Source organism: Curtobacterium sp. MCBA15_009, assembly GCF_001864895.1.
In the GTDB taxonomy this organism is placed as follows: Bacteria; Actinomycetota; Actinomycetes; order Actinomycetales; family Microbacteriaceae; genus Curtobacterium.
Window position 1 is genome coordinate 273,036 of the sequence record NZ_MJGO01000012.1, and the last position, 22,042, is coordinate 295,077.

At 69.4% G+C, this 22,042-nt stretch carries 29 protein-coding genes; 9 read left to right on the forward strand and 20 right to left on the reverse strand.

All coding sequences use genetic code 11. From position 1 onward, the window contains the following. Positions 1-26 precede the first annotated feature (26 nt). From BIU97_RS17515 to BIU97_RS18505, 6 genes are all read left to right on the forward strand, one after another. Positions 27-239: a hypothetical protein gene (locus BIU97_RS17515; protein WP_071297181.1), complete on the forward strand. Its 213-nt coding sequence runs from the start codon at positions 27-29 to the stop codon at positions 237-239. A 253-nt stretch (positions 240-492) separates the two neighbouring features. Continuing rightward, a complete protein-coding gene (locus BIU97_RS17965) occupies positions 493-966 on the forward strand; it encodes an HNH endonuclease (RefSeq protein WP_175472410.1) in 474 nt (157 codons plus the stop codon). Then, entirely contained in the window at positions 963-1,145 is a 183-nt protein-coding gene (locus BIU97_RS05165) for a hypothetical protein (protein WP_071297183.1), read from the forward strand. Before BIU97_RS17965 ends, BIU97_RS05165 begins: the two co-directional genes overlap by 4 nt. After that, positions 1,142-1,273: a hypothetical protein gene (locus BIU97_RS18435; protein ID WP_302846692.1), complete on the forward strand. Its 132-nt coding sequence runs from the start codon at positions 1,142-1,144 to the stop codon at positions 1,271-1,273. The genes BIU97_RS05165 and BIU97_RS18435 overlap by 4 nt, the downstream gene beginning before the upstream one ends. Then, positions 1,270-1,560, forward strand: a complete 291-nt coding sequence (locus tag BIU97_RS17520) for a DUF7169 domain-containing protein (protein ID WP_139195906.1) — start codon at positions 1,270-1,272, stop codon at positions 1,558-1,560. The genes BIU97_RS18435 and BIU97_RS17520 overlap by 4 nt, the downstream gene beginning before the upstream one ends. After that, on the forward strand, positions 1,553-1,834 hold the full coding sequence (locus BIU97_RS18505) for an HNH endonuclease (RefSeq protein WP_083420823.1): 282 nt from the start codon (positions 1,553-1,555) through the stop codon (positions 1,832-1,834). The genes BIU97_RS17520 and BIU97_RS18505 overlap by 8 nt, the downstream gene beginning before the upstream one ends. Positions 1,835-2,007: 173 nt before the next feature. Here BIU97_RS18505 and BIU97_RS17970 read toward each other — a convergent pair whose 3' ends face one another. Both BIU97_RS17970 and BIU97_RS05170 read right to left on the reverse strand, forming a co-directional pair. Further along, positions 2,008-2,157 carry a hypothetical protein gene (locus tag BIU97_RS17970; RefSeq protein WP_175472411.1) on the reverse strand — a complete coding sequence of 50 codons (150 nt, stop codon included), beginning with the start codon at positions 2,155-2,157 and terminating at the stop codon, positions 2,008-2,010. After that, complete coding sequence (locus BIU97_RS05170; RefSeq protein ID WP_139195907.1) at positions 2,154-2,411, reverse strand: hypothetical protein; 258 nt, start codon at positions 2,409-2,411, stop codon at positions 2,154-2,156. The genes BIU97_RS17970 and BIU97_RS05170 overlap by 4 nt, the downstream gene beginning before the upstream one ends. Before the next feature lie 117 nt (positions 2,412-2,528). On the opposite strand from BIU97_RS05170, the gene BIU97_RS05175 reads away from it, so the two are divergent. After that, positions 2,529-2,846: a hypothetical protein gene (locus tag BIU97_RS05175; protein ID WP_071297185.1), complete on the forward strand. Its 318-nt coding sequence runs from the start codon at positions 2,529-2,531 to the stop codon at positions 2,844-2,846. Between the two features lie 58 nt (positions 2,847-2,904). On the opposite strand, the gene BIU97_RS05180 is transcribed toward BIU97_RS05175, so the two are convergent. The 10 genes from BIU97_RS05180 to rplS all read right to left on the reverse strand — a co-directional run bounded on the left by BIU97_RS05180 (position 2,905) and on the right by rplS (position 9,860). Continuing rightward, complete coding sequence (locus tag BIU97_RS05180) at positions 2,905-3,501, reverse strand: hypothetical protein (RefSeq protein WP_071297186.1); 597 nt, start codon at positions 3,499-3,501, stop codon at positions 2,905-2,907. Positions 3,502-3,768: 267 nt separating this feature from the next. Then, positions 3,769-3,921, reverse strand: coding sequence for a hypothetical protein (locus BIU97_RS17975; RefSeq protein WP_175472412.1), 153 nt, complete (start codon positions 3,919-3,921; stop codon positions 3,769-3,771). Between the two features lie 98 nt (positions 3,922-4,019). Continuing rightward, a complete protein-coding gene (locus BIU97_RS05185; protein WP_071297187.1) occupies positions 4,020-5,504 on the reverse strand; it encodes a recombinase family protein in 1,485 nt (494 codons plus the stop codon). Positions 5,505-5,522: 18 nt separating this feature from the next. Further along, positions 5,523-6,458 carry an ATP-binding protein gene (locus BIU97_RS05190; protein WP_254782911.1) on the reverse strand — a complete coding sequence of 312 codons (936 nt, stop codon included), beginning with the start codon at positions 6,456-6,458 and terminating at the stop codon, positions 5,523-5,525. Beyond that, on the reverse strand, positions 6,455-6,844 hold the full coding sequence (locus BIU97_RS05195; protein ID WP_071253789.1) for a YraN family protein: 390 nt from the start codon (positions 6,842-6,844) through the stop codon (positions 6,455-6,457). The genes BIU97_RS05190 and BIU97_RS05195 overlap by 4 nt, the downstream gene beginning before the upstream one ends. 154 nt (positions 6,845-6,998) lie before the next feature. Then, positions 6,999-7,346, reverse strand: a complete 348-nt coding sequence (locus BIU97_RS05200; RefSeq protein ID WP_071253791.1) for a histone-like nucleoid-structuring protein Lsr2 — start codon at positions 7,344-7,346, stop codon at positions 6,999-7,001. A gap of 105 nt (positions 7,347-7,451) precedes the next feature. Then, the gene (locus BIU97_RS05205) at positions 7,452-7,775 is read right to left on the reverse strand and encodes a DUF2469 family protein (RefSeq protein ID WP_071253792.1); all 324 of its coding nucleotides are present in this window, start codon (positions 7,773-7,775) and stop codon (positions 7,452-7,454) included. 159 nt (positions 7,776-7,934) lie between these two features. Beyond that, positions 7,935-8,633, reverse strand: coding sequence for a ribonuclease HII (locus BIU97_RS05210; protein ID WP_071253795.1), 699 nt, complete (start codon positions 8,631-8,633; stop codon positions 7,935-7,937). Next, entirely contained in the window at positions 8,630-9,373 is a 744-nt protein-coding gene (gene lepB, locus BIU97_RS05215) for a signal peptidase I (RefSeq protein ID WP_071253797.1), read from the reverse strand. The genes BIU97_RS05210 and lepB overlap by 4 nt, the downstream gene beginning before the upstream one ends. A gap of 130 nt (positions 9,374-9,503) precedes the next feature. After that, positions 9,504-9,860 carry a 50S ribosomal protein L19 gene (gene rplS / locus BIU97_RS05220; protein WP_071253799.1) on the reverse strand — a complete coding sequence of 119 codons (357 nt, stop codon included), beginning with the start codon at positions 9,858-9,860 and terminating at the stop codon, positions 9,504-9,506. Between the two features lie 167 nt (positions 9,861-10,027). Here rplS and map point away from each other — a divergent pair, with 167 nt between their 5' ends. Continuing rightward, positions 10,028-10,819 carry a type I methionyl aminopeptidase gene (gene map, locus BIU97_RS05225; RefSeq protein ID WP_071253801.1) on the forward strand — a complete coding sequence of 264 codons (792 nt, stop codon included), beginning with the start codon at positions 10,028-10,030 and terminating at the stop codon, positions 10,817-10,819. 206 nt (positions 10,820-11,025) lie between these two features. Here the strand turns inward: map and trmD are convergent, their stop codons facing one another. From trmD to aroA, 8 genes are all read right to left on the reverse strand, one after another. Next, the gene (gene trmD, locus BIU97_RS05230) at positions 11,026-11,718 is read right to left on the reverse strand and encodes a tRNA (guanosine(37)-N1)-methyltransferase TrmD (protein ID WP_071297188.1); all 693 of its coding nucleotides are present in this window, start codon (positions 11,716-11,718) and stop codon (positions 11,026-11,028) included. A gap of 3 nt (positions 11,719-11,721) precedes the next feature. Next, positions 11,722-12,267, reverse strand: a complete 546-nt coding sequence (gene rimM, locus BIU97_RS05235) for a ribosome maturation factor RimM (RefSeq protein ID WP_175472413.1) — start codon at positions 12,265-12,267, stop codon at positions 11,722-11,724. Positions 12,268-12,286: 19 nt separating this feature from the next. Continuing rightward, a complete protein-coding gene (locus BIU97_RS05240; protein WP_022902329.1) occupies positions 12,287-12,523 on the reverse strand; it encodes an RNA-binding protein in 237 nt (78 codons plus the stop codon). A gap of 4 nt (positions 12,524-12,527) precedes the next feature. Further along, the gene (rpsP, locus tag BIU97_RS05245) at positions 12,528-12,944 is read right to left on the reverse strand and encodes a 30S ribosomal protein S16 (RefSeq protein WP_071297190.1); all 417 of its coding nucleotides are present in this window, start codon (positions 12,942-12,944) and stop codon (positions 12,528-12,530) included. Positions 12,945-13,108: 164 nt separating this feature from the next. Beyond that, the gene (locus tag BIU97_RS05250; RefSeq protein ID WP_071297191.1) at positions 13,109-15,241 is read right to left on the reverse strand and encodes an oxidoreductase; all 2,133 of its coding nucleotides are present in this window, start codon (positions 15,239-15,241) and stop codon (positions 13,109-13,111) included. Positions 15,242-15,245: 4 nt separating this feature from the next. Further along, positions 15,246-16,070: an SDR family oxidoreductase gene (locus BIU97_RS05255; protein ID WP_071297192.1), complete on the reverse strand. Its 825-nt coding sequence runs from the start codon at positions 16,068-16,070 to the stop codon at positions 15,246-15,248. A gap of 95 nt (positions 16,071-16,165) precedes the next feature. Then, a complete protein-coding gene (locus BIU97_RS05260; protein WP_071253813.1) occupies positions 16,166-17,335 on the reverse strand; it encodes an acyl-CoA dehydrogenase family protein in 1,170 nt (389 codons plus the stop codon). Further along, positions 17,332-20,568: a 3-phosphoshikimate 1-carboxyvinyltransferase gene (aroA, locus tag BIU97_RS05265; protein WP_071253925.1), complete on the reverse strand. Its 3,237-nt coding sequence runs from the start codon at positions 20,566-20,568 to the stop codon at positions 17,332-17,334. Before aroA ends, BIU97_RS05260 begins: the two co-directional genes overlap by 4 nt. 118 nt (positions 20,569-20,686) lie before the next feature. Between aroA and BIU97_RS05270 the strand changes: the two genes are divergently transcribed. After that, on the forward strand, positions 20,687-21,826 hold the full coding sequence (locus tag BIU97_RS05270) for a glutamate--cysteine ligase (protein ID WP_217639468.1): 1,140 nt from the start codon (positions 20,687-20,689) through the stop codon (positions 21,824-21,826). Positions 21,827-22,042 lie beyond the last annotated feature (216 nt).

The following is a 22,042-nucleotide window of genomic DNA, read 5'->3' on the forward strand; positions in this document are numbered from 1 at the left end:
CTTTCGTATGTCCAGGAGGACACATCATGAGCCAGAGCTTTACTCAGCGCGTCTCGTACATCAACAACCTCTCGACTCTCGAAACGATGCTCGTGGACGAGATGGGCGATCACAACCGCCAGGCCATCATCCAGGCCCGCATCGACACTGTCCGGGCAAAGAACCGCCGATCCCGCGACAACTGGCGTCGTCGCCACGGCTACAAGACTCGCGAGGATTACGCCGATGCCCGTGACTAGGCCCGCGAAGCTCCCGCCCACCCCTGACTCTCGCTGCGGAACGGACGCCGGTTACCAAGCCCACCTCCGCCGGGGCGAGTCCGCGTGCGCCCCCTGCAAGGCCGCAAAGAACGCCTACACCCGCGCCCGCCGGTCCACGCCGAAAGGCCGCGAAGCCCACCTGGCCGGCACCAGAGCCAGTACCCGCAAACATCGTTCAACTCCAGAAGGCCGCGAAGCCAGCCGGGCCAGCGCCCGGGCCAGTCGCCCTGCTGTGCTCGCGCGCCTTCGCGCACGAACCCCCAAGCAGGCAGACGCGGACTTTGCCCGCCTGCGCCCCAACGGCAAGCCGTGTCGAGGCTGCGGAGGGTTCCAGCCCGCCAAAGCCTTCGCGCGCAACAGCTCTTCAGCAGACGGGCGCCAGGACTATTGCAACCAGAACGGCTGCCAGTATCGCTATACCAGGCTCAAGCGCGATCGCAAGCTTCACGCTCACTGGCTCGCCCTCGGCATCGACCCGGCCGCCTGCCTCTACTGCGACGCCCCCGCTGAAGACCTGGAGCACGTCATGCCCAAGGCGCTCGGCGGCTCCGACGACTTCGCCAACCTGGCCCCGTCCTGCGCCCGGTGTAACCGCGGTCCTGGAGGCAAGCATGGCGCCCACCCGTTGACCTGGCTCCAGGCCACGCACCCCGACCGGGTCGAGCGCGTCTCGATCCTGTACCCGCACATCTTGGACACCCCATGACCCCTGATCCCACGCCCTTCATCGAGCGCATCCTCGCCTCGTACCGCGACCAGAACACCTCGGCTCTCCGCTCGGCAATCTCGGACGCGCACAAGGCCGGTATCCCCGTCGAGCACCTGGTCACGGTCCTCGCGGCCAAGCTCACCGACTCCCTCGACCAGGCAGGAGCCCTCTCATGACCAAAGACAACGAGCCCGTCATCCTCGACGACTACGAGAACGAGACCGGGCTCTACCAGAAGTCCCCTCACCCGCTGAGCCCCGCCGGCCTGAAGGCCTGGTTGCTGGACAACCGGAGGTCCAAGTGACTGACATCCTCGAAGCCGCATCCGCGTCGTTCCTCCGAGCTCAGCGCGAATTGATCTTCGCGAAAGAGGCGCAGTGGGACAAGGGCCAAACGCCGGCACTCCCGGAGGACACGACGGAACGGAGCAAGGGCACGGTTTCCGATCCCGTGCCCGCGATTGTAGACGACACTCGCCGCAAGAAGCTGCGCGCATCAGTGCTTGAAACAGAAGCGGCTCAGCACAATCTGCTCCGCGTCATGGATGCCGCCGCCAATCATCTAGAGCGCGCGCTTCAAGCAAATGGGTAGGGCTGGCGAGAATAGTCGCCTCTGGCGCGAAATCGCAAAGCGTCAGCGCTCCAAAGGCTTACCCTGCTTTCACTGCGGCCAGCCAATCGACTACAGCCTCAAATGGCCCGACCCAGGCTCGTTCAGCGCGGACCATCTGAAGCCATGGGCCCGCCACCCAGAGCTCAGGTACGATCCCGGCAACGTGGTGTCAAGTCATCTCCGCTGCAACTGGCAGAAGAGCGACAGCGAGCACTACACGCCAGGTCTCGGCAATCTGAGCGAGAAGTTCTGACCGGGCTCCCGGACAGCCAAGCCACACGAGGCCATCTGGAGCCCCAGGATTCAGCCCCCTAGGCAATGCGCCTCGGGCCGAATGAAACTGACCCGGTGGTGCCAAATCCGGACAGTCTGAACGCAAGAAATCCCGGCCAGATGCGGCTCTGGCCGGGACTTCTTCGTGTGGGGTCAGTACTTCACGCTGTAGAAGCGCATCAGCAGCTCCCCGGACAGCTCGAGGCGATCCTCGAGCGCGCTCAGCTGCTCGGCATCGACCACATCAGGCAGGAGCACGTCGATGTGCACCGGAGCAACGCCGGCGTTCTTCTTGAACATCATGACTCCTGCGCCTCCTCCAACTCCTGCGCTTCCTGCGCCTCCAGCAGCTCCAGCGCGCGCTTGACACGCTCTTGTCGCTTTGCCCGTGAGCGCTTTGACGCAAGCACAGCAACCTCTTTCTTGTGGTCATTTCGAATTGCCCGGCAGAGCTCCGCGACTTCCGCGACCTTGGCCAGGTAAGCCTCAATGTCATCGATATCGGCGCTTTCCTGTTCCTTCCGGAGCATTTCCGCTACTTTGTCCAGAGTGCTCATGGCCTTGCCTTTCTTGCTGGGTTGGTTTGTTGACTCTATTCTGGCGCTCAATAGCCAGACGGACCCGGGAATGCAGAACCCAATGCCTTTCCGGCGTTCAGAGCGCACAATAGGATTATGAACGCAAACGGAAACCCCAACACTGACTCCGCCGACGACTTCGAAGATGTCGTCTCCCGCCACTTCGACGGCGGTTGCTCCGACTGTGTAACTTCCCGAGACGCGTACTGGCACGAGCTGGAAATCGGTAATCGGTCAGTCATCGAGCTTCTTGAGCTCGAAGTCAAGGAATACGAGCTGGCGGTGACGTACCACCGGAACGCCCTCCAACGCCTGACGAACCCCATCGCGGTCGCCAATGCGGCTCAGGCCCTGGAGGACACCCGCGTCAAGCTCGCCGACGCGCAGGCTCGTCTTGCACGTCGTCGCTCCTGACTCCTAACACGACGAAGGCCCGGCAACCATCTGGCTGCGGGGCCTTCTGTCGTACTTGTTACGGAGCGACCCAGGGGGTGCAGGTGAGCCCCGCGGGCTTGGTACCCGGCGACGCCTTCACGCCTGCGTCGGACGCGAGCGTCCACGAGGCTCCTGCGGTCTGGGTCGTGGGCGCTGTGATCTGGAGCTTGACTTGAGCCGCCGACGTCGGCGACACAGTGGCTCCGCACCCGCTGACCACCGTGACGGTTGTGTTCTTGGGGAGCCCGGGGAGCTGCACCCCGGAGATGTACCCGGTCGAGCCGGAGCTGACGACGTCACCCTGGATCGTGTAGGACTCTCCTGGGTAGACGGTGAGCGCCGGCAGAGCGAGCTTCCCGCTCCCGTCGACGCTCGCGGACCCACTCGGCTGAACCGTGAGGCCCGAAGTGTCGAGTGTCGGCGGGTACATGTTCTGGAACTTCGCGCTGAAGTCTCCGTTGGTCCCTGTCCCGGTCACTCCCGCGAGAGCGAAGTACACCGCAGCCGCAGCCGCGATGGTTCCCAGCCCAGCGAAGGGAACCCCGCCGAGCACCAGGAGCTTCTTCTTGCCGCTCCAGCGCTTCTTGGGGCTCTCTTCGACGGGAGCTTCCTGGACGAGTTGTTGGTCTGACATGAGACAACCTCTCTGTGTTGAGTTGGATGCCTCAATCTGTCGCGCCCAGGCGGGACGGCCACGGGTCTTAGTAGCCCCGCCAGGTCTTGATTGCCTCCCGGACAGTGGTCGAACTTGGCCCGACCTCTCCCGCCTCTACCTGCCGCTTCCAAGCCGCGTCGGCTCGTGCTCGATACTCTGCGTCTCGCTCCTTCTCGCGCTCCTGGTACTTGGCCCAGCGTTCCGCACTCCAGTTGCGCTTGCGGTAGGCGTTCCGTTCCTGCGGGGTCACATCACACCCAGCAGAGCCTGGTCAGCCTCCGCGAGCTCGTCAAGTTCGCGTGTCAGCCGTTCAATCTCCGCCTCGATTCGACGCTGATTGCGGAAGATCGAGTCTCGAACGAGGTCGAGCTGGCGCTTCTGTGCCTTGGTGCGGGCCATAGTGTCTCCTTGTCTGCCGCCGACCCTGTGCCGACGTGCAGGAGACACGCTACAACCTCACGGCATGCTCACGCCTTACATCCAGCAAACTCATAGCTTTAGTCGTCCGGCTCCGCCTCCGGTTCATCCCACACGATCACCAACCGTTCCTCGACAGGCTGTCTCGGCCTCGCCGCCGGCTGAACCTCAATCCCGCGAATCATGTCGCTGATGATCCACTGCCGTTCCCGCACATCACCCTCGGCCCAAGCGTCAGCCAGCGTTCTCCCGGTCGGCACTTGCGTCTTCACCACTCGGCCAGGAGCCTCCTGAAGTGCTCGCCTCCGCGCCTTGAGCTTGTCCAGTCTCGGCAGGAGCACCCCGTAGTCGGCCTCGTCCCCAGCGAGGGCCGACTGCACGTCCGCGATCGCCTGCGCCACGGCATCGAGTTCCCCAGCGTCGGTGCCCTCCACCCGCTCGCTCACTCGGTACTCGTCAAGCCCGCCGATCATCCGCAGGATCGTGCCCTCCATGTACGCCTCGACGCCCTCACGGCTGATCGAGACGCCCTTGCATGCCTGCCCGGGTATGGCCTTGTTGGCGCATCGGAACGACCCGTTGACCCGGTCCTTCCGAGAGTTGACGTAAAGCACGCTCCCGCAGAGCCCGCAGAACAGGAAGCCCGACAGCCAGCTCGACGCCTTCCGATCCTGGTACGGGGCTCGCGCCTTGGCCTTGGTCTGGATCGCGTTCCAGGTCCCTACGTCGATCACCGGCTCCCACCGCGTGATCGGAAGCCCGGTGGCGTCCGTGACGACCCCGTCGCCCTGAGTCGTCCGACCGATCAGCGTGGGAGAGAGCAGGAGCTTCCGCACGGTCGTGATCCGCCAGGTCCCCGCGTCGAGCCCATCAACCGGCTTCCCCGCCTGTCTCGCTCGCCTTGCCGGTGACTGTGGGGTGGCCACGTGTCGCTCCTGGAGCAGCCGGGTCACGTCCGTCAAGCTCATGCCCGCGACGAACTTCTCGGCAGCCTCACGAGCCACCGGGGCCTCTTCCGGGTCGAGCTGGAGTGCCTTGCCTCCCCCGGGCCTCGCGACCGCCTGGTACCCAAACGGCACCGGGCCTCCAAGCCACCGAGTCTGGCTGGGGTCTGTCTCGCTGAGCACGTATGACCGCATGGCCTTGATCCGGTCTCTGGTGCTCTCGGCTTCCATCCGCGCCACCTCGGAGATGACGCTGGCCATGAGCCGGAACGCCGGCTGGTCAGAGCGAAGAGACTCCTTCTGAGCGAGGAAGAGGGCATCGGGCTTGGCATCCAGCACTTCAACCAACTTGGCGACGGCCCCCAGCCCCATGCGGGACCACCGCGACATTTCCCACACCATCAAGACCTCGGCTCGACCCTCGGCCAACATCGCCAAAGCAGCATCAGCCTTCGCCCGCTCAGTCCGACCCGACAGCCCGTCGTCCTGGAAGACCGCGACCACGGGCCAACCCTCGCGCTCGGCCACTTGCCTCAGCTCGCGCTCCTGTCGATCAACCGAGACGGACTCCTCGGTCGAGCGTGATACTCGTGTGTAGAGAACGGACCTCTTGACCTTCATGCTTCGATTCTGTCGCCTTTAGGTGTCCTCCGCTTCGTCGAGGAACAGGACGCCCCCGGTGGCCCGCGAGACCGCGCCCGGGCGCAGCACGCCGGAGCCGCCGCCGATCAACGATGCCGTCGACGCGGAGTGGTGCGGTGCCTCCCACGGCGGCTCGGTGCTCCACGAGGCGGCGCCGAGGCCGGCGACCGACCGCACGGCGGCGACCTCGAGGGCGGTCTCGTCGTCCAGGTCGGGCAGCAGACCGGGGAGCCGCTCGGCGAGCATCGTCTTGCCCGCACCGGGTGGACCGAGCAGCAGCGCGTGGTGACCGCCTGCCGCCGCTGCGATGACGGCGCGCACGCCGACGGGGTTGCCGATGACGTCGGCGAGTTCGGCCGTCGGACGCTGCGTCGCGGGGACCGGCACGGGCAGCACGGCCTCGACTTCGACCGGCGGCAGGAGCGCGCCGGCGTCGATGGCGGCGGCTCGGAGCGAGTCGACGCCGTCGGTGCGGACCCCGGCGACCACGCGGGCCTCGGCCAGGTTGCCGACCGGGACCACCACGCGCTCGGCACCGGCGTCGCGGGCGGCGACGAGCATCGGGATCACCCCGGCGATGGGACGGACCCGTCCGTCGAGTCCGAGCTCGCCGATGTAGACGATGCGTTCCGACACCGCCGGAGCCACCCCGGCCCCGGCGAGCACCGCCATCGCGATGGCCAGGTCGAAGCCGGACCCGCGCTTCGGGATGGCCGCCGGCGTGAGGTTGACCGTGATGCGGCGCGCCGGCAGCGGGCACCCCGCGTTGGCAGCGGCCGCACGGACACGCTCGCGTGCCTCGCCGAGCGAGGTGTCCGGCAACCCGATGATGCTGAACGCCGGCAGTTGGCTCGTCAGGTGCGCCTCGACCTCGATGCGTCGTCCGGTGACCCCGAGGAGCGCGACGGCGGCGGCACGGCCGATGCCGGTCACAGCACACCGGCCAGGTGCTCGACGACGGTGCGCGGGCCGTCGACGTGCACGGCGACGGCGTCGATGCGCACCGACCGTGCCGACACCTCGGGGTGCGCGTCGAACCAGGCCGGCACGAGGCCGCGCATCCGGCGCATCTTCGACGCGGTGATGGACTCGAACGGATGCCCTGTCGCGGTCCCCGAGCGGGTCTTCACCTCGATGAACGCGAGCGTGCAGGAATCCCACGCGACGATGTCGATCTCACCGCGTGCGCACCGCCAGTTCCGATCGACGACCCGGAATCCGTGCTCCTGCAACCACGACGTCGCGCGGTCTTCACCGAACCGACCGAGTGGTGCATTCCGCAGCACGCCCGTCGAGTGTGGGTGGGTTCTCTGTTCCATGTCGTTGCCTCCGCGGCAACGATCGCGGGAACACCGCTCGGACGGTCACGACGGATGAATGTCTGTGGACAGCGCAGCGTCGAACCCGGGTTGTGGAGGAATGACGAAGGACCCGGGCGATCGTGATCACCCGGGTCCTTCGAACACACGACGGTCAGTGTGCGGCTGCGTACGCTTCCTGCACCTGCGTCGAGATGCGGCCGCGGCTCGAGACCTCGTAGCCGTTCTCCTTCGCCCAGTCACGGATCTTGCCGAGTTCCTCGGAGTTCCCGCGCTTCGGCGCAGCCTTCGGAGCAGTACCGCCGGTGCGGCGGCCGGAGACCTTGCGGGCAGCCGCGATGTAGTCGGAGATCGCCTCACGGAACTTGTCGACGTTGTCGTTCGACAGGTCGATCTCGTAGGACGATCCGTCGAATGCGAATTCGACGGTGCGACCCTCACCAGAGGTGATGGGGGAATCGTCGAGGTCGTCGACGAGCTGGACGGTGACCTTCTGTGCCATGCGCGGCTCCTGTTCGTGGGGAGGGAAATCCCCTCAACAATAGCGCGCGGAATGCACATTCGTTCTGTGCCGGCGGCGATTCATCGAATGCGCCGGAATTGACGATCACTCGTCGAGTGCGAGTTCCTTCGGCAGTTCGAGTTCACGAGAGGTGAGTTCCTCGACATTCACGTCCTTGAACGTGAGCACACGAACGCCCTTGACGAACCGGTCGGAACGGTAGACGTCCCACACCCACACGTCGTTCATCGTGAGTTCGAAGTAGAAGTCGTGTTCGGTGTCCCGGCGCACGAGTTCGACCTCGTTCGCCAGGTAGAAGCGGCGCTCGGTCTCGACCACGTAGCGGAACTGCGACACGACGTCGCGGTACTCGCGGTACAGGGCAAGCTCGACCTCGCGGTCGTAGTCGTCGAATTCTTCCTCATCCATCGCCTGCACAGTCTACGGCGACTGCGGACCAACGGGAGGACCGCGCAGACCGACCGGTCCCCGTCGAGCCGACCCGCGCCTCCCGTCGAGCCGGCGACCGCGCAGACCGACCGGTCCCCGTCAAGCCGACCCGCGCCTCCCGTCGAGCCGGCGACCGCGTCAGCCGACCAGGGCGTCGAACCCGTCGAGCGCGACGCTCGACGCCTGGTGCAGCCAGGTCTTCCGGTGCAGGGCGTGCGCGCCGACCGTGCGGATCGCCTCGTAGTGCGCTGTCGACCCGTACCCCTTGTTCGACGACCACGCGTAGTGCGGGGCGTCGTCGTGGGCGGCGATCATCACGGCGTCACGGGCGACCTTCGCCACGACGGAGGCGGCAGCGACGGACGCGCAGTCGCGGTCGGCCTTGACCCGCACCACGACCTCGAGCGGGCCCGTGGACGGTCGCAGCGCGGGCGGGACGGCACGGCTCAGCCAATCGAACGACCCGTCGAGCACGACCACGGCGCCGTCCAGCGACAGGCCGTCGGCGACGAGCGACTCGAGCGCCTGCGCGCCCGCGGCCCCGAGCGCCGGCACGATCCCCTGCCGGTCCACGTACTCGGCCGAGGCCATCCCCACCGCGGTCCGGGCCCAGCGCGTGACGACGGGCACGAGTTCGGTGCGGCGGCTCGCGGACAACAGCTTGGAGTCGGCGAGGCCCTGCGGCACCCGGCCGACGTCGATCGTCACCGCAGCCACCCCCACGCCGACAGGGCCGGCGATCGCGCCGCGCCCCACCTCGTCCATGCCGATCACCGTGACGCGCCCCTCACCGAGCAAGCGCTTCTCGACGCGGAGCGAGGGGCGGACGGCGGTCACCGCTTCCGCTCCTCCACCCCGGCGAAGACCTCCGGGTGGTCGTCGAGCCAGGTCCAGCGGCTGGTCGGCCACGAGATGACGAACGCGCGACCGGTGACGTCGGAGAGGGGCACGAAGCCCTTCGACGGTGTGTCGCCGTTGTACCGGGAGTCCCGCGAGTTGTTGCGGTTGTCGCCCATCACCCAGATGGTGCCCTTCGGCACGGTGACGGAGAAGTCCTTCGCCGACGCCGGCGCCCCTGCCGGCAGCTTCAGGTACGGCTCCTTGATGGGAACGCCGTTCACCGACATCTGTCCGAGGTCGTTGCAGCAGGAGACCGTGTCCCCCGGCAGGCCGATGACCCGCTTGATGAGGTGGTCGTCGCTGTCACCGGTGCCGAGCCCGACCTGGGTCAGGGCCCAGTCGATGGCCTTGGCGGGCTGCGTGTCGGGGCGGACACTCGGGACGTCGGCGCCGGTCAGCCATCCACCCGGGTCCTTGAACACGACGACGTCACCGTGCTTGAGCGCCACGGCTCCTGGCACGAGTTCGTTCACGATCACCCGGTCGTTGATCTGCAGGGTGTTCTCCATCGAACCCGACGGGATGTAGAACGACCGGATCAGGAACGTCTTGACGAGGAACGACACGAGCAATGCCGCGATGAAGATGATGACGAGGTCCCGGAGGAATGTGAGTGCGCCGTTCCGCTTCTTCTCGGTGCGAGGGCGACGCCCGGTCTCGTCAGTGGTGTCCGTCATTTCCGCTCTCGTTCACGCAGCGCCGTCGGAGAGGACGGACGCAAAGGGAAAGCCCCCCGTCGGTGCACAACCGTACATGGACGAGGGGCCGTCAGCACCGTCCGGCTCGCGGACGTCACTGTGAAGGCGATCAGGCGTCGCGCTTCTCCTTGATCTTGCGGCGGGCCGCCTTGCCGCGGAGCTCGCGCAGGTAGTAGAGCTTCGCACGACGGACGTCACCCTTGGTGACGATCTCGATGTGGTCGATGATCGGCGAGTGCACCGGGAACCAGCGCTCGACGCCGACCTGGAAGCTCACCTTGCGGACCTTGAAGGTCTCGCCGATGCCGTGGCCCTGACGGCCGATGACGACACCCTGGAAGACCTGGATACGCGAGCGCGTGCCTTCGACGATGTTGACGTGCACCTTCACGGTGTCGCCGGGGCGGAAGTCCGGGACGTCGGTACGCAGCGACGCTGCGTCGACGTTGTCGAGGAGCTGGCTCATGGTGGGTTTCACTCTCTGCGGACGCGCACGGGTCGCCGCGGATCGATGTTCGGAAAGTAGTGGTTCGTGCCCGGTGTCGGCGACTCCCCCGTGGCAGAGTCCAGCCAGGGCACAGCGATCAATACTGCCACAGAGAGCGCCCGGGACAAAACGACGAGGATGGAGCCATGATCGAACTCCGCACCCCCGCCGAGCTGGACGGCCTGCGCACCGCCGGCCGGTTCGTGGCCGACGTCCTCGACGAGCTGCTCGTGACGGTCGACGTCGGCGTCAACCTGCTCGACCTCGACCGCGTGGCGGCCCGGATGATCGCGGACCGCGGCGCGGTGAGCTGCTACGTCGACTACCACCCCTCGTTCGGCATGTCGCCGTTCGGGAAGAACCTCTGCACCTCGGTCAACGACGCCGCGCTGCACGGCCTGCCCCACGACCGGGTGCTGCAGGACGGTGACCTGGTGAGCCTCGACTTCGCCGCGAGCGTCGACGGCTGGGTCGCGGACTCCGCGGTGACCGTGCAGGTCGGCACGCCCCGTGACGAGGACCAGGCCCTGGTCGACACGGTCGAGCGTGCCCTCGCGGCCGGCATCGCCCAGTTCGCACCCGGCAACAAGCTCGGCGACGTCTCGTACGCCATCGGACGCGTCGCGAAGGACGCCGGCTACGACGTCAACCTGCAGTTCGGCGGCCACGGTGTCGGCCACACGATGCACGGCGACCCCCACGTCCCGAACGACGGCCGCCCGGGCCGCGGCCTGAAGCTCCGCCCGGGGCTCGTCGTCGCGATCGAGCCGTGGCTCATGCGGGGCACCGACGAGCTCTACCAGGACGAGGACGGCTGGACCCTGCGGAGCGTCGACGGCTCGCGTGCCGCGCACGTCGAGCACACGGTCGCGGTGACCGAGCAGGGTCCCGAGGTCCTGACCCTGCGCCGCGCCCAGCGCGCCGACGCGACCGCCTGACGGACGGGAGGCCCGGTGCAGCCCCGCCCCGCGCCTCCCGTCCGGCGCGCGTTCCGTCCCATCGCGCATGACATGGAAAGCGGAATCGCGCGTAGGAGACAGGAAGAACCTGCCTCCTACGCGCGGAACGACTCACCACGCGCGAAAGCGCTCACCACGCGCGGAACAGCACCAGGGCACGGCGGCGGCCGCGCGGCAGCGCAGCGCTACGCGTCGGGGAGCAGGTCCGGGCGGACGCGACGGGTGCGCTCGAGCTGCTGCTCGTGCCGCCACGCGGCGACGCGGCCGTGGTGGCCGCTCAGCAGGACGTCCGGGACGTCGAGGTCGCGCCAGGACGCCGGCTTCGTGTACGAGGGGTACTCGAGCAGGCCGTCCTCGTGGGACTCCTCGACCAGGGACTCCGGGTTGCCGACGACTCCGGGCACCAGGCGTCCGACGGCCTCGATCATCGCCATCGCGGCGACCTCGCCGCCGTTCAGGACGTAGTCGCCCAGCGACAGCTCGACGACGGAGCAGCGGGACGCCGCCCACTCGAAGACGCGGGCGTCGATGCCCTCGTACCGCCCGCAGGCGAACACGAGGTGGTCCGAGTTGGACGCAAGCGAACGCGCGATCGACTGCGTGAACGGGGTGCCGGCCGGTGTCGGGACGACCAGGGTCGAGGACCCGTCCGGTCGGAGCAGGGCCTCGAGTGCCTGGGCCCACGGCTCGGGCTTCATCACCATGCCGGCGCCACCGCCGTACGGGGTGTCGTCGACGGTGCGGTGCCGGTCGGTCGTCCAGGAGCGCAGGTCGTGCACGTGCAGGTCGAGCAGGCCGCCGGAGCGGGCCTTGCCGAGCAGGGACACGTCGAGCACGGAGAAGAACTCCGGGAAGATCGTGACGATGTCGATCCGCACCGGCTAGTCCGTCACCGTCTCGGGGCGGGACGTGTCCTCGGGGTCCTCGAACAGGCCCTGCGGGGGCGTCACGGTGACGGTGCCGGCCGCGATGTCGACGGCGGGCACGATGGCCGAGACGAACGGCACCAGGACCTCGCCGCGGGACGGGGTGTCGACCGCGAGCAGGTCCTGCGCGGGCAGGTGGTCGACGCGGGCGACGGTGCCGACCTCGACGCCGTCGCGGAGGACCTTCAGTCCGACCAGCTGGTGGTCGTACCAGGCGTCGTCCTCACCGGTCTCGGCGTCGGCGTCCTGCTCGACCCAGAGGATCGCGCGGGCGAGCGACTCGGCGCCGGTGCGGTCGTCGATCCCGGCGAAGAACGCGACGGGGTGACCGTTGTACCAGCGGAGCTCGTCGAGCTCGAGGGTCTTGCCCGACCACGGTGAGTCGTCGGGGACCTGGAGCGTGAACGTGGCGCCCGGGGTGAACCGACGATCCGGGTCGTCGGTGTAGAGCTCGAGCTTGATGCCGCCCTTGAGCCCGTGCGCCTTGGTGATCCGACCCACCCGGAGCTGGGTCGTCTCCCTAGGAATCGGTGTCCACCACGTCGACCCGCACGCGCTTGCCGTCGGCCAGGGCCGAGACGAGGGTGCGGAGCGCCTTGGCAGTGCGCCCAGCGCGACCGATCACGCGGCCGAGGTCCTCGGGGTGCACACGCACCTCGAGGACCTCGCCCCGCGCAGAGGTGGAGCTGGCGACGCGCACGTCGTCAGGGTGATCGACGATCCCCTTGACGAGGTGCGTCAGCGCGGATTCGAGCAAGGAATTACGCCTCGGTCGTCTCGGCGTCGGCGGCGGCCTCGTCGGCAGCCGGGGCGGCCGGAGCGGTCTTCTCCGACTTGGGCTTGAGGACGGCCTTCTTCGACGAGTCGGCCACGAAGGCCTGCTTCGGCTCGGCGACCTTGACCTTGGACTCGGTGTCCTTCTCGCCCTTGAACTTGGCCCAGTCGCCGGTCAGCTTGAGGAGGGCCGCGACCTGCTCGGTCGGCTGCGCGCCGACGCCGAGCCAGTAGAGCGCACGCTCGGACTCGATCTTGATGACCGAGGGCTCCTCGGTCGGGTGGTACTGACCGATCTCCTCGAGGACGCGACCGTCGCGCTTGGTGCGCGAGTCGGCGACGACGATGCGGTAGTAGGGCGCACGGATCTTACCGAGACGCTTCAGACGGATCTTGACAGCCACAATTGCTCCTGTTTGCTTTCGTTGTGGTTGAACTGGAACCGCGGGCGTGGGGGCACACACGGCGAAAGCTCGAGAGAGATCGCTCACAGCTGGATAGAGGGTCGAGCTGCGGCGATTCGACCGTTCATTCTTGCAGATTCCCGGCCGTGATGCGAGCCGACTCGCTACGGCGCGAGTCGGCGAACGGCTTCGAGCGCCTCGGACGTCGCGCGGACCGCGTCGACGCTCCGCGCGTCGCGGGCGCCGCCGACGACGGCGACCGGTACGCCTGCGGCCTGGAGGCCCGTGACGAGTCCGTCGGTCGGCCGTCCGTCCGCCTCGTCGCCGGTCGGGAGCGCGGGCTCCTGCCCGGCGCAGACCACGACGCTGTCCGCGGGCACGCCGACCTCGTCCCCGTGCTCGTCGCGGATCCAGAGCACGCCGGGTTCGATGCGCAGGTACTCCTGCACGCCGCCGACCATCCGCACCCCGGCGTCACGCAGCCGGCCGAGCGCCACCCAGCGCGAGGTGATGCCGACGCCCTGGCCGAACTTGCCCGACCGGCGGAGCACGGTGACGTCCGGACCGGGCCGGAGCGTGCGGTGCGCGGCGGGGAGCCGCTGCGGCACGTCGCCCACGACGGTCTCGGCGACGTCGACGTCCCAGCGCGCGCCGAACTCGGTGGCGCGGCGTGCTTCGTCCGGTGACTCGGTCAGGAAGGCTGCGGTGTCGACGCCGATGCCGCCGCCGCCGATGATCGCGACCGTGCCGGCGGGGACCCCGTCGCGCAGGGCCTGCTCGTAGGACAGCACGTGCGGCAGGTCGGCACCGGGCACGTCGACGGCGCGCGGCACGACGCCCGTGGCGACGACCACGGCGTCGCTGCCGGCCAGGTCCGCCACGGTGGCCGGGTGCCCGAGGTGCACGGTGGCGCCGCGGTCGGCGAGCTCGGCGCGGGCGGCCCGGACGGTGGCGGCGTAGTCCTCCTTGCCGGGCACGAGCGCGGCGAGGTCGAACTGTCCGCCGAGCCGGTCGGAGGCCTCCCACAGCGTGACGTGGTGACCGCGTCGCGCGGCGTCCACCGCTGCCGCGAGCCCCGCCGGTCCCCCGCCGACGACGTCGACCCGCTTCGGGTCGGTGGTCGGTCGGGCCGGGAACGCGACCTCGCGCGCCGCCCGCGGGTTGACCAGGCAGGACACCGGTGCGCCGATGATCGACCGGTCGAGGCAGGCCTGGTTGCAGCCGATGCAGGTGTTCACGAGGTCGAACGACCCCGCGAGCGACCGGTCCACGATCGCGGGGTCGGCGAGGAACGGGCGCGCGAGGGCGACGGCGTCGAGCAGCCCGTCGGCCAGCACCGCCTCGCCGTCGCGCAGGTCGGTCATCCGGTTCGAGGCGATGACGCGGACCTCGGGGTGGTCCGAGGCGCGCACGACCCGGGCGATCCGCGACGCGTAGGCGAGCCACGCCCCGTGCGGCACGGCGGCCTGCACGGTGGGCGTGCGCGACTCGTGCCAGCCGATGCCGACCGAGATCCCGTCGAGCCCGAGGGGCAGCAGGTCGTGCACGAGGGCGTCGACCTCGTCGTCCGTCGACGACCCGGGCATGAGGTCGGCACCGGAGAGCCGGATCGTCACGGCCAGGTCGGGCACCGCCGCGCGGACGGCCTCGACGACCGCCACCGTGAAGCGCCGTCGCCGTTCCGGCGAACCGCCCCACTCGTCGTCGCGCAGGTTCGTCAGCGGCGACTGGAACTGGTTGATGAGGTAGCCCTCGGACGCCATGATCTCGACGCCGTCGAACCCGGTGTCGCGTGCGGAGCGGGCCGCGGCGGCGAAGTCCTCGATGGTCCGTTCGACCTCGGCGGCCGTCAGCTCGGTCGGCACCACGCCGCGCGCCGCAGCCCAGGGCAGTGCCGAGGGCGCCACGACCCGCTGGGGCGCCCCGTGCCGGTCCACCATGCCCGCGGCGAGTGCGTACCGACCGGCGTGGAACAGCTGCGCGAGGATCGTGGAGCCCTCGTCGTGCACGGCGTCGACCGCGGCGCGGAACCGCTCGTCCGCTCCCCCGACGCCGAAGACGGCGAAGTCCGGACCGCCGCGGGCCTCGTCGCTCACGGCGATGCCGCCGGTGATGATGCAGGCCGCCCCGCCCGCCGCGCGCTCGCGGTAGAAGGCTGCCATGCCCGCCCCGCCGTCGTCCTGCACCTCGAGTCCGGTGTGCATCGACCCCATCACCACCCGGTTCGACAGGTGCAGGGGGCCGAGGCTCCACGGTGAGGAGACGACGGCGAGCTCGGGTACGGCGACGGTGCTCATGTGCCTACTCTGCCGGAGGCAGCACCGCGTCGCGAAGGGGCGACGTCGTGTCCGCCCAGAACGGCGGCGCGACCACGGTGAGTCCGCCGTCGACCGAGAGGGTCTGCCCGGTGATGTAGGACGCCTTGTCGGACAGCAGGAAGTCGACCGCGTCCGCCATGTCGTCGGCGGTGCCCGGGCGCTGCAGCGGCAGCTTCGACAGCACCGAGTCCATCGGCGCCATCCCCGGCACCGAGTTGTAGAAGTAGTCGAGCGAGTCGGTGTCGATGAGGCCGCCGTTCACCGCGTTGACGGTGATCTGGCGCGGCCCGAACTCGACCGCCATGTACTGCATGTAGGACTCGCTCATCGCCTTGGCGGCACCGAGCGCGGCGTAGGTCGGGAACGCCCGGAGCGATCCGTACGAGGTCACGACGACGATGCGGCCACCCCGGTCCATGAGTTCCGCGGCGCGCTGGGCGCCGAGCACGAACGAGCGGGCGTTCGTGGCGTAGCTGCGGTCGAGGTGGTGCAGCTTGAGGTCGGCGACGGGCTTGAACGCGCTGGCGGCAGCGTTCGCGACGAAGTAGTCGAGGCGGCCGTAGGTGTCGCGCACCAGGTCGAACAGGGCGTCGATCGACTCCGGCTGCTCGATGTCGACCTGGGCGGTGATGCCGTCGCCGCCGGCGGCCCTGACGTCGGCCAGGGACTCCTCGGCCAGGTCGGCGTTGCCCTTGTACGTCACCACGACGGTGACGCCGCGCTGGCCGAGCTTCTGCGCGAGCAGGCGGCCGATGCCGCGCGAGGCGCCCGTGATGAGCGCGATGGGTGCGTTGGTGCTGTCGGTCACTGCTGTCCTCTGCCTGTGTCGGGGAGTGCGTGGGATCGGACGGGAGGCGCGGGGCGGGCCCGCCACGGGCCTCCCGTCCGGTGGGTGGTGGCGTCCTAGAACCCGGCCGCGCCGGTCACGACGGCGCGGCCGACGACCAGCTTCTGGATCTCGTTGGTGCCCTCTTCGAAGCGCTGCGCGCGCGCGTCGCGGTAGACGCGCTCGATCGCGTTGCGCTTCCAGTAGCCCTGGCCGCCGTGCACCTGCAGCGCCTTGTCGGTGACGCGGGCGAGCATGTCGACGGCGACCATCTTCGAGGCGCTCGACAACGTGCCGGCGTCGGGGCGCCCCTCTTCGTAGGCGCGTGCGGCCTCGAGCACCAGGGCGCGGGCGGCGGCGATGTCGGCGTAGTTCTCGGCCAGGTAGAACTGGATCGCCTGGCGGCTGGAGAGCTGCTTGCCGAAGGTCTCGCGCTTGTTCGCGTACTCGACGGCGAGCTCGTTCGCCCGCTCGGCGAGGCCGACGGCGCTCATCGCGACGGAGACGCGGCTCGGCAGCAGGAAGCCGCCGAGTGCGACCTCGAGGCCCTGGCCCTCCTCGCCCAGGCGGGCCGAGGCCGGGATCGGCGTCTCGGTGAAGCGGAGGATCGCGTGGTCGGTGCCGCGGATGCCCATGGTGTCCGAGTCGTCGATCACCTCGGCGCCCGGCAGCCCGCTGTTCGGCATGAGGAACGCGACCGTGCCGTCCTGGCCGGTGGTGCCCTCGAGGCGGGCGGCGATGAGCCAGTAGTCGGCCTTGACCCCGAACGTGATGAGGTGCTTCTCGCCGTTCATGACGTACGTGTCGCCCTCGCGGCGGACGGTGGTGCGGATGTCCGCGCCGGTGCCGGCCGTCGCCTCGGTCAGGGTGAACGCGACGAGCGCGTCGCCCGCGACGGAGGGCTTGACGACGTGCTCGATCTGCTCCGGCGTCGCGTAGGGGGCCATCGCGCGCCACGTGCCGTTGATGACGTGCACGAGCATCCGGATCGACGCGTGTGAACGCGAGACGATCTCCATGATCTCGAGGTAGCGCGAGAACGGGATGGCCCGTCCGCCGAGCTCGGTCGGTGCCGCGAGCGACAGCCAGCCCTTGTCCTTGAGCTCCTGGAAGAGCTCGGGGGCGACCTGGCCGGTGCGTTCGATCTCCTCCGCCCACTCCTCACCGCGGCCGCGGACCCACTCGGTGACCTCGGCCTTGAGCTGCTGGAAGGCCGTCTCGGTGTCCGGCTCCGTGACCATCGTCATCGTGTCTCGTTCTCCTTCGTCGCGACGAGTGCCGCTGCCTGGTCCCGCAGGACGTTCTTCTGCACCTTGCCGACCGCGTTGCGGGGCAGCTCGTCGATGTACTCGAGTCGCTCCGGCCAGTAGTACTTGCTCACACCCGCCTTGTCGAGCGCCTGCTGCATCGACGCGAAGTCGAGCCGGTCGGCTCCGGCAGCCGGCACGACGAACGCGCAGGCCCGCTCGCCCAGCCGCTCGTCGGGCATCGCCACGATCGCGACGTCCGTGACGAGGGGGTGCTGGTAGAGCAGGTTCTCGATCTCGACCACGGGGATCTTCTCGCCACCGCGGTTGATGACGTCCTTCACCCGGCCGGTGATCGACAGGAAGCCCTTGGCGTCGACCTTCGCCAGGTCCCCCGTCCGGTACCAGCCGTCCTCGGTGAAGACGTCGTCGGTCAGGTCCTGGCGGTCGAGGTAGCCGTCGAACATCGTCGGCGAGAGCAGCTCGAAGTTGCCCTCGGTGTCGGCCGGGAGCTCGTGGCCTTCGTCGTCGACGATGCGGATCCGGATGCCCGGCAGGGCGCGGCCGTCGTGCCCGTACGCGTCCGTCGGGTCGTCGGACGGGCTGGACAGCGCCCCGAGGCAGGTCTCGCTCGTGCCGAACGCACCGAGGATCGCGCTGCCGAGCACCGTGCTCGCCCGCTGGGCCAGCGCCCGCGGGACGGCCGCACCGGTCGGCACGAACACGCGCAGGCTCTCGGGAGCCGGGGCGCCGGCCTCGACCAGGTCGACGAGGTCGGTCAGGAACGGGGTCGCGCACTGCACGAACGACGCCTTCGCGACGCCGAACGCCTGCTCGAGCGCGACGGTGCCGTCCCACACCGGCTGGATGACCTGCGGCGCACCGAGCCGGAACGCGAGCAGCATGCCGTAGAGGAACCCGGTCTGGTGGGCGAGCGGCGACGGGATGTAGATCCGGTCCTCGCTCGTCAGGCCGGACTGCGCGACGTGCATCGCGGTCGCCAGGCCGAGGGTGCGGTGCGGGTGCTGCACGCCCTTCGGCTCCCCCGTCGTGCCGCTCGTGAACAGGAGCTGGCAGACGTCGTCGGGGCCGGGCGCGTGCGAGGTGATCTGGTCGACGTCCACCTGGACCGCGTCGATCGCGGTGTCCCAGTACCGCCAGTGCCAGTCGCTGGCGGCCACCCGGTCCAGGGCGTCCGCGGGCAGCGGCGGCTGGTTCGTCGGGGTGTCCGCGCGGCCGCGCGCCTCGGCACGGAGCACGATGACGTGCTCGACGGACAGGCGGCGGTGCTGCGCCTTCGCCTCGTCGATGACGTCGAGGAGTTCGAGCGCCGGGCGGCGCTTCCGGAACACGTTCGGCAGGAACACGACCCGGGCGCGCGACCGAGCGAGGGTCATCGTCGTCTCACGCGGGCCGAAGACCGGCATGATCGGCGTCGCCACCGCGCCGATCTGGATCGCACCGAGCGTGATCGACACGAACTCGCGCCAGTTCGGCAGCTGCATGGCGACCGACTCGCCCCGGCGGACGCCGAGCTCGAGCAGGAGCGCGGAGACCTTGTCGGCCTCGTCCTGCAGTTCCCGCCACGTGGTGTCCACGGGAGCCGCTCCGCCCACCTCGATGACGGCGAGGCCGTCGGGGTCGCTCGTCGCGAGCGCGCGGACCTTCTCGCTGAGCACCAGCGGGTCGGCGTCGACGCCGGCGAGCTCGGGCAGTTCCGGACCCGCGGCGTCGTCAGGCTGCGCACCGACGCCGGAACGGTCGCCCGGGCGGGTGTGCTCACCGAGGTCCGTGCCCTCACCGAGGTCGGTGCCCTCACCGAGGTCGGTGCGCTCGCCGGCGGCGTCGGCGGCGTCGATCCGGTCGTCGCGGGCGGCCCGTGCGGCGAGGCCGTCGCCGACCTCCATGTCGAGTCCGACCGAGTTCATCGCCTCGAGGAACGTCGGGTACGAGATCCGGTAGGCCCGCGGGTAGGTGAGCGCCGACGTCCCCTCGGCCTTCGAGGCGGCGACGGCCAGCGACATGAGCACGCGGTGGTCGTTGAACGAGGACATCGGCGCGCCCCGCAGGTCGCCGGGCCGCACGCCGGTGACGCGGAGCTCGTCCGCGCCCTGCTCGGCGCGGCCGCCCAGACGGTTCAGCTGGAGCATCGCGGCGACCCGGTCGGACTCCTTCAGGCGGATGTGCGCCACGTTCCAGAGCCGCGTCGTGCCCTCGGCGAAGGTCGCCATGGTCGAGAGCACCGGCAGCAGGTCCGGGATCGGCTGGCAGTCGATGTCGAGGGCGCGCAGGGGCGAGCCGTCGTGCTGGATCCGGACGAAGCCGGTCTCCTCGTCGATGCGCATCGGCACGCCCATCGCCGTCGCGAGGTCGAGGAACTCGCTCTCCGGGTGGTCCGTCTCGGCGGTCGTGGTGGCCGTCACACCGCGGAGCAGCAGGTCCGACTCGCGGATGCCCGCCGCGGCGATGCCGAACGCGGCCGAGCCGATGTCCGGCGGGATGACGTAGTCGTGCGGGGTCGCCTGCTGGCCCGCCGGGATCCGGTACTCGAGCCAGTCGTCGGAGACCTCGACGGTCAGCCCGAACTGCCGCATCATGCGCACGGTGAGCTCGACGTAGGGCTGCTCGTTGAGCCGGCCCCCGGTGATGTGGATCCGGGTCTCCTGCTCGGCGAACGGTGCGACCAGGAGCAGGCCGGACACCCACTGGGACAGCGTGCCGGCGATCGAGACGTCACCGCCGCGGGGTCGGCGGGGCTGGACCGTGACGGGCGGGCAGTCGTTCGTCGCTTCGAGCTCGACGCCCATCTGCGTGAGCGAGGTGAGCAGCGCCTTGATCGGCCGGCGCTGGAAGTACTTCATGCCGGAGAGCGTCATCGGCTCGTCCGCGAGCGACGCCAGGCCGGTCATGAAGTAGAGCGTCGTGCCCGAGGACCCCATGTTGAGGATGCCGTCGGCACCGCGGGACCCGTGGTCGACGACGTCGGTCGCCTCGTACCGGCCGCCGAGCCCGGTCACGTGGTACTCGTCCCCGCGACGCTTGACGTCGACACCGAGGGCACGGAGGGTACCGACGGTCCACTCGACCTGGCGGGTGGCGCTGATGCCGGAGACGATGCTCGTCCCCTTCGCCAGCGACGCGAGCACCAGGGCACGGTGCGCGTGGTACTTCGAGACCGGGATGTCCAGCGCTCCCACGAGCGGTGCGGACGTGCCGCGCACGACCAACTGCATGCGTACCTCTTCCTTCTTCGACATATCAACGGTACGCCCACTGTGGAACTACTGTGGATCGGATCCGCACGACCGGGATCCGCCTTCGTTGTGCGTGTCCGACAACCTTCCGGGCAGGATGTACAGCATGGACATCCGCTTCACCGAGTCCCGCCCGTCGACCATCGGCGTGGAGTGGGAGCTCCCCCTGGTCGACCGCGCGACCGGCGACCTCACGCCCCGCGCCCCCGCCGTGATCGCGGCCGTCCACGAGCGGCTCGGTGACCGCGAGCGCGTCACCGAGGAGCTCCTGACGAACACCGTCGAGGTCGTCTCGAGCGTGCACTCGCGGGTGCGGGACGCCACGAGCGAGCTGTCCGGCATCATCGGCGAGGTCATCGACGCCGCCGAGCCGCTCGACGCCCAGGTGATGTGCTCCGGCACCCACCCGTTCGCCGTGTGGGACCAGCAGGAGATCACCCCGGACAGCGAGCACTACACGACGCTCATCGACCGCACGCGCTGGTGGGGGCGGCAGATGCTCATCTGGGGCGTCCACGTGCACGTCGGCATCGACGACCGCGACAAGGCGCTGCCCATCCTCGGCGCGATGCTCGCCTACGTGCCGCACCTGCAGGCGTTCACCGCGTCGAGCCCGTTCTGGGCCGGCATCGACACCGGGTACGCGTCGAACCGTGCGCTCATGTTCCAGCAGCTCCCGACCGGCGGCCTGCCCCCGCAGCTCGGCGCCTGGGCGAACTTCGAGGAGGTCGTCGACGACCTCACCCGCACCGGCGTCATCGACGGCGTGAAGGACCTGCGGTGGGACGTCCGGCCGTCACCGGGCTGGGGCACGCTGGAGAACCGCGTGTCCGACGGCATCTCCACCCTGCACGAGGTCGGCGCGGTGACGGCGCTCGTGCAGTGCCTCGTCACGTCGATGTCCGACCGGCTCGACGCCGGCGAGACCCTGCCGACCATGCAGCCCTGGTTCATCCGCGAGAACAAGTGGCGTGCCGCTCGGTACGGCATGGAGGCCGAGATCATCACGAACACCGCCGGCGACGAGCGGCTCGTCACCGACGAGGTGCACGACCTCGTGCAGCTGCTCGACCCGGTGGCCGAGCGACTCGGCTGCCAGGAGGAGCTCCACCACCTCGACACGATGATCGAGCGCGGCGCGTCCTACCAGCGGCAGCTCGCGGTCGCGCAGGAGCACGGCGGCGACCTGCGCGAGGTCGTCCGCCACCTCGTGACGGAGTTCCGCGACTCGCTCTAGCCCGCACGCGGTGCTGTTCCGCGCGTGGTGGGCTGTTCCGCGCGCGGTGCTGATCCGTGCGTGGTGGGCTGTTCCGCGCGTGGGAGGCAGTTTCGCGCGTAGGAGGCCGTTTCTTCCGCCCTCCTACGCGCGAATCCGCTTCCTACTACGCGCGCGATGGGACGGAACGCGCGCCGTGCACGCGCGCGTGGACGCACGCACAGACGGACGGGAGGC

What these genes read in the sequence shown, in the direction of transcription:
- BIU97_RS05200 (WP_071253791.1), bottom strand. Translation starts at nt 7,346, where the DNA reads ATGGCACAGAAGGTCACCGTCCAGCTCGTCGACGACCTCGACGATTCC.
- map (WP_071253801.1), top strand. Translation starts at nt 10,028, where the DNA reads ATGATCGAACTCCGCACCCCCGCCGAGCTGGACGGCCTGCGCACCGCC.
- BIU97_RS05205 (WP_071253792.1), bottom strand. Translation starts at nt 7,775, where the DNA reads ATGGATGAGGAAGAATTCGACGACTACGACCGCGAGGTCGAGCTTGCC.
- BIU97_RS18505 (WP_083420823.1), top strand. Translation starts at nt 1,553, where the DNA reads ATGGGTAGGGCTGGCGAGAATAGTCGCCTCTGGCGCGAAATCGCAAAG.
- BIU97_RS05260 (WP_071253813.1), bottom strand. Translation starts at nt 17,335, where the DNA reads ATGACGATGGTCACGGAGCCGGACACCGAGACGGCCTTCCAGCAGCTC.
- BIU97_RS17970 (WP_175472411.1), bottom strand. Translation starts at nt 2,157, where the DNA reads ATGATGTTCAAGAAGAACGCCGGCGTTGCTCCGGTGCACATCGACGTG.
- lepB (WP_071253797.1), bottom strand. Translation starts at nt 9,373, where the DNA reads ATGACGGACACCACTGACGAGACCGGGCGTCGCCCTCGCACCGAGAAG.
- BIU97_RS05165 (WP_071297183.1), top strand. Translation starts at nt 963, where the DNA reads ATGACCCCTGATCCCACGCCCTTCATCGAGCGCATCCTCGCCTCGTAC.
- BIU97_RS05175 (WP_071297185.1), top strand. Translation starts at nt 2,529, where the DNA reads ATGAACGCAAACGGAAACCCCAACACTGACTCCGCCGACGACTTCGAA.
- BIU97_RS05270 (WP_217639468.1), top strand. Translation starts at nt 20,687, where the DNA reads ATGTACAGCATGGACATCCGCTTCACCGAGTCCCGCCCGTCGACCATC.
- BIU97_RS17515 (WP_071297181.1), top strand. Translation starts at nt 27, where the DNA reads ATGAGCCAGAGCTTTACTCAGCGCGTCTCGTACATCAACAACCTCTCG.
- BIU97_RS05185 (WP_071297187.1), bottom strand. Translation starts at nt 5,504, where the DNA reads ATGAAGGTCAAGAGGTCCGTTCTCTACACACGAGTATCACGCTCGACC.
- aroA (WP_071253925.1), bottom strand. Translation starts at nt 20,568, where the DNA reads ATGCAGTTGGTCGTGCGCGGCACGTCCGCACCGCTCGTGGGAGCGCTG.
- BIU97_RS05250 (WP_071297191.1), bottom strand. Translation starts at nt 15,241, where the DNA reads ATGAGCACCGTCGCCGTACCCGAGCTCGCCGTCGTCTCCTCACCGTGG.
- rplS (WP_071253799.1), bottom strand. Translation starts at nt 9,860, where the DNA reads ATGAGCCAGCTCCTCGACAACGTCGACGCAGCGTCGCTGCGTACCGAC.
- BIU97_RS18435 (WP_302846692.1), top strand. Translation starts at nt 1,142, where the DNA reads ATGACCAAAGACAACGAGCCCGTCATCCTCGACGACTACGAGAACGAG.
- BIU97_RS05180 (WP_071297186.1), bottom strand. Translation starts at nt 3,501, where the DNA reads ATGTCAGACCAACAACTCGTCCAGGAAGCTCCCGTCGAAGAGAGCCCC.
- BIU97_RS05170 (WP_139195907.1), bottom strand. Translation starts at nt 2,411, where the DNA reads ATGAGCACTCTGGACAAAGTAGCGGAAATGCTCCGGAAGGAACAGGAA.
- BIU97_RS05195 (WP_071253789.1), bottom strand. Translation starts at nt 6,844, where the DNA reads ATGGAACAGAGAACCCACCCACACTCGACGGGCGTGCTGCGGAATGCA.
- BIU97_RS17975 (WP_175472412.1), bottom strand. Translation starts at nt 3,921, where the DNA reads ATGGCCCGCACCAAGGCACAGAAGCGCCAGCTCGACCTCGTTCGAGAC.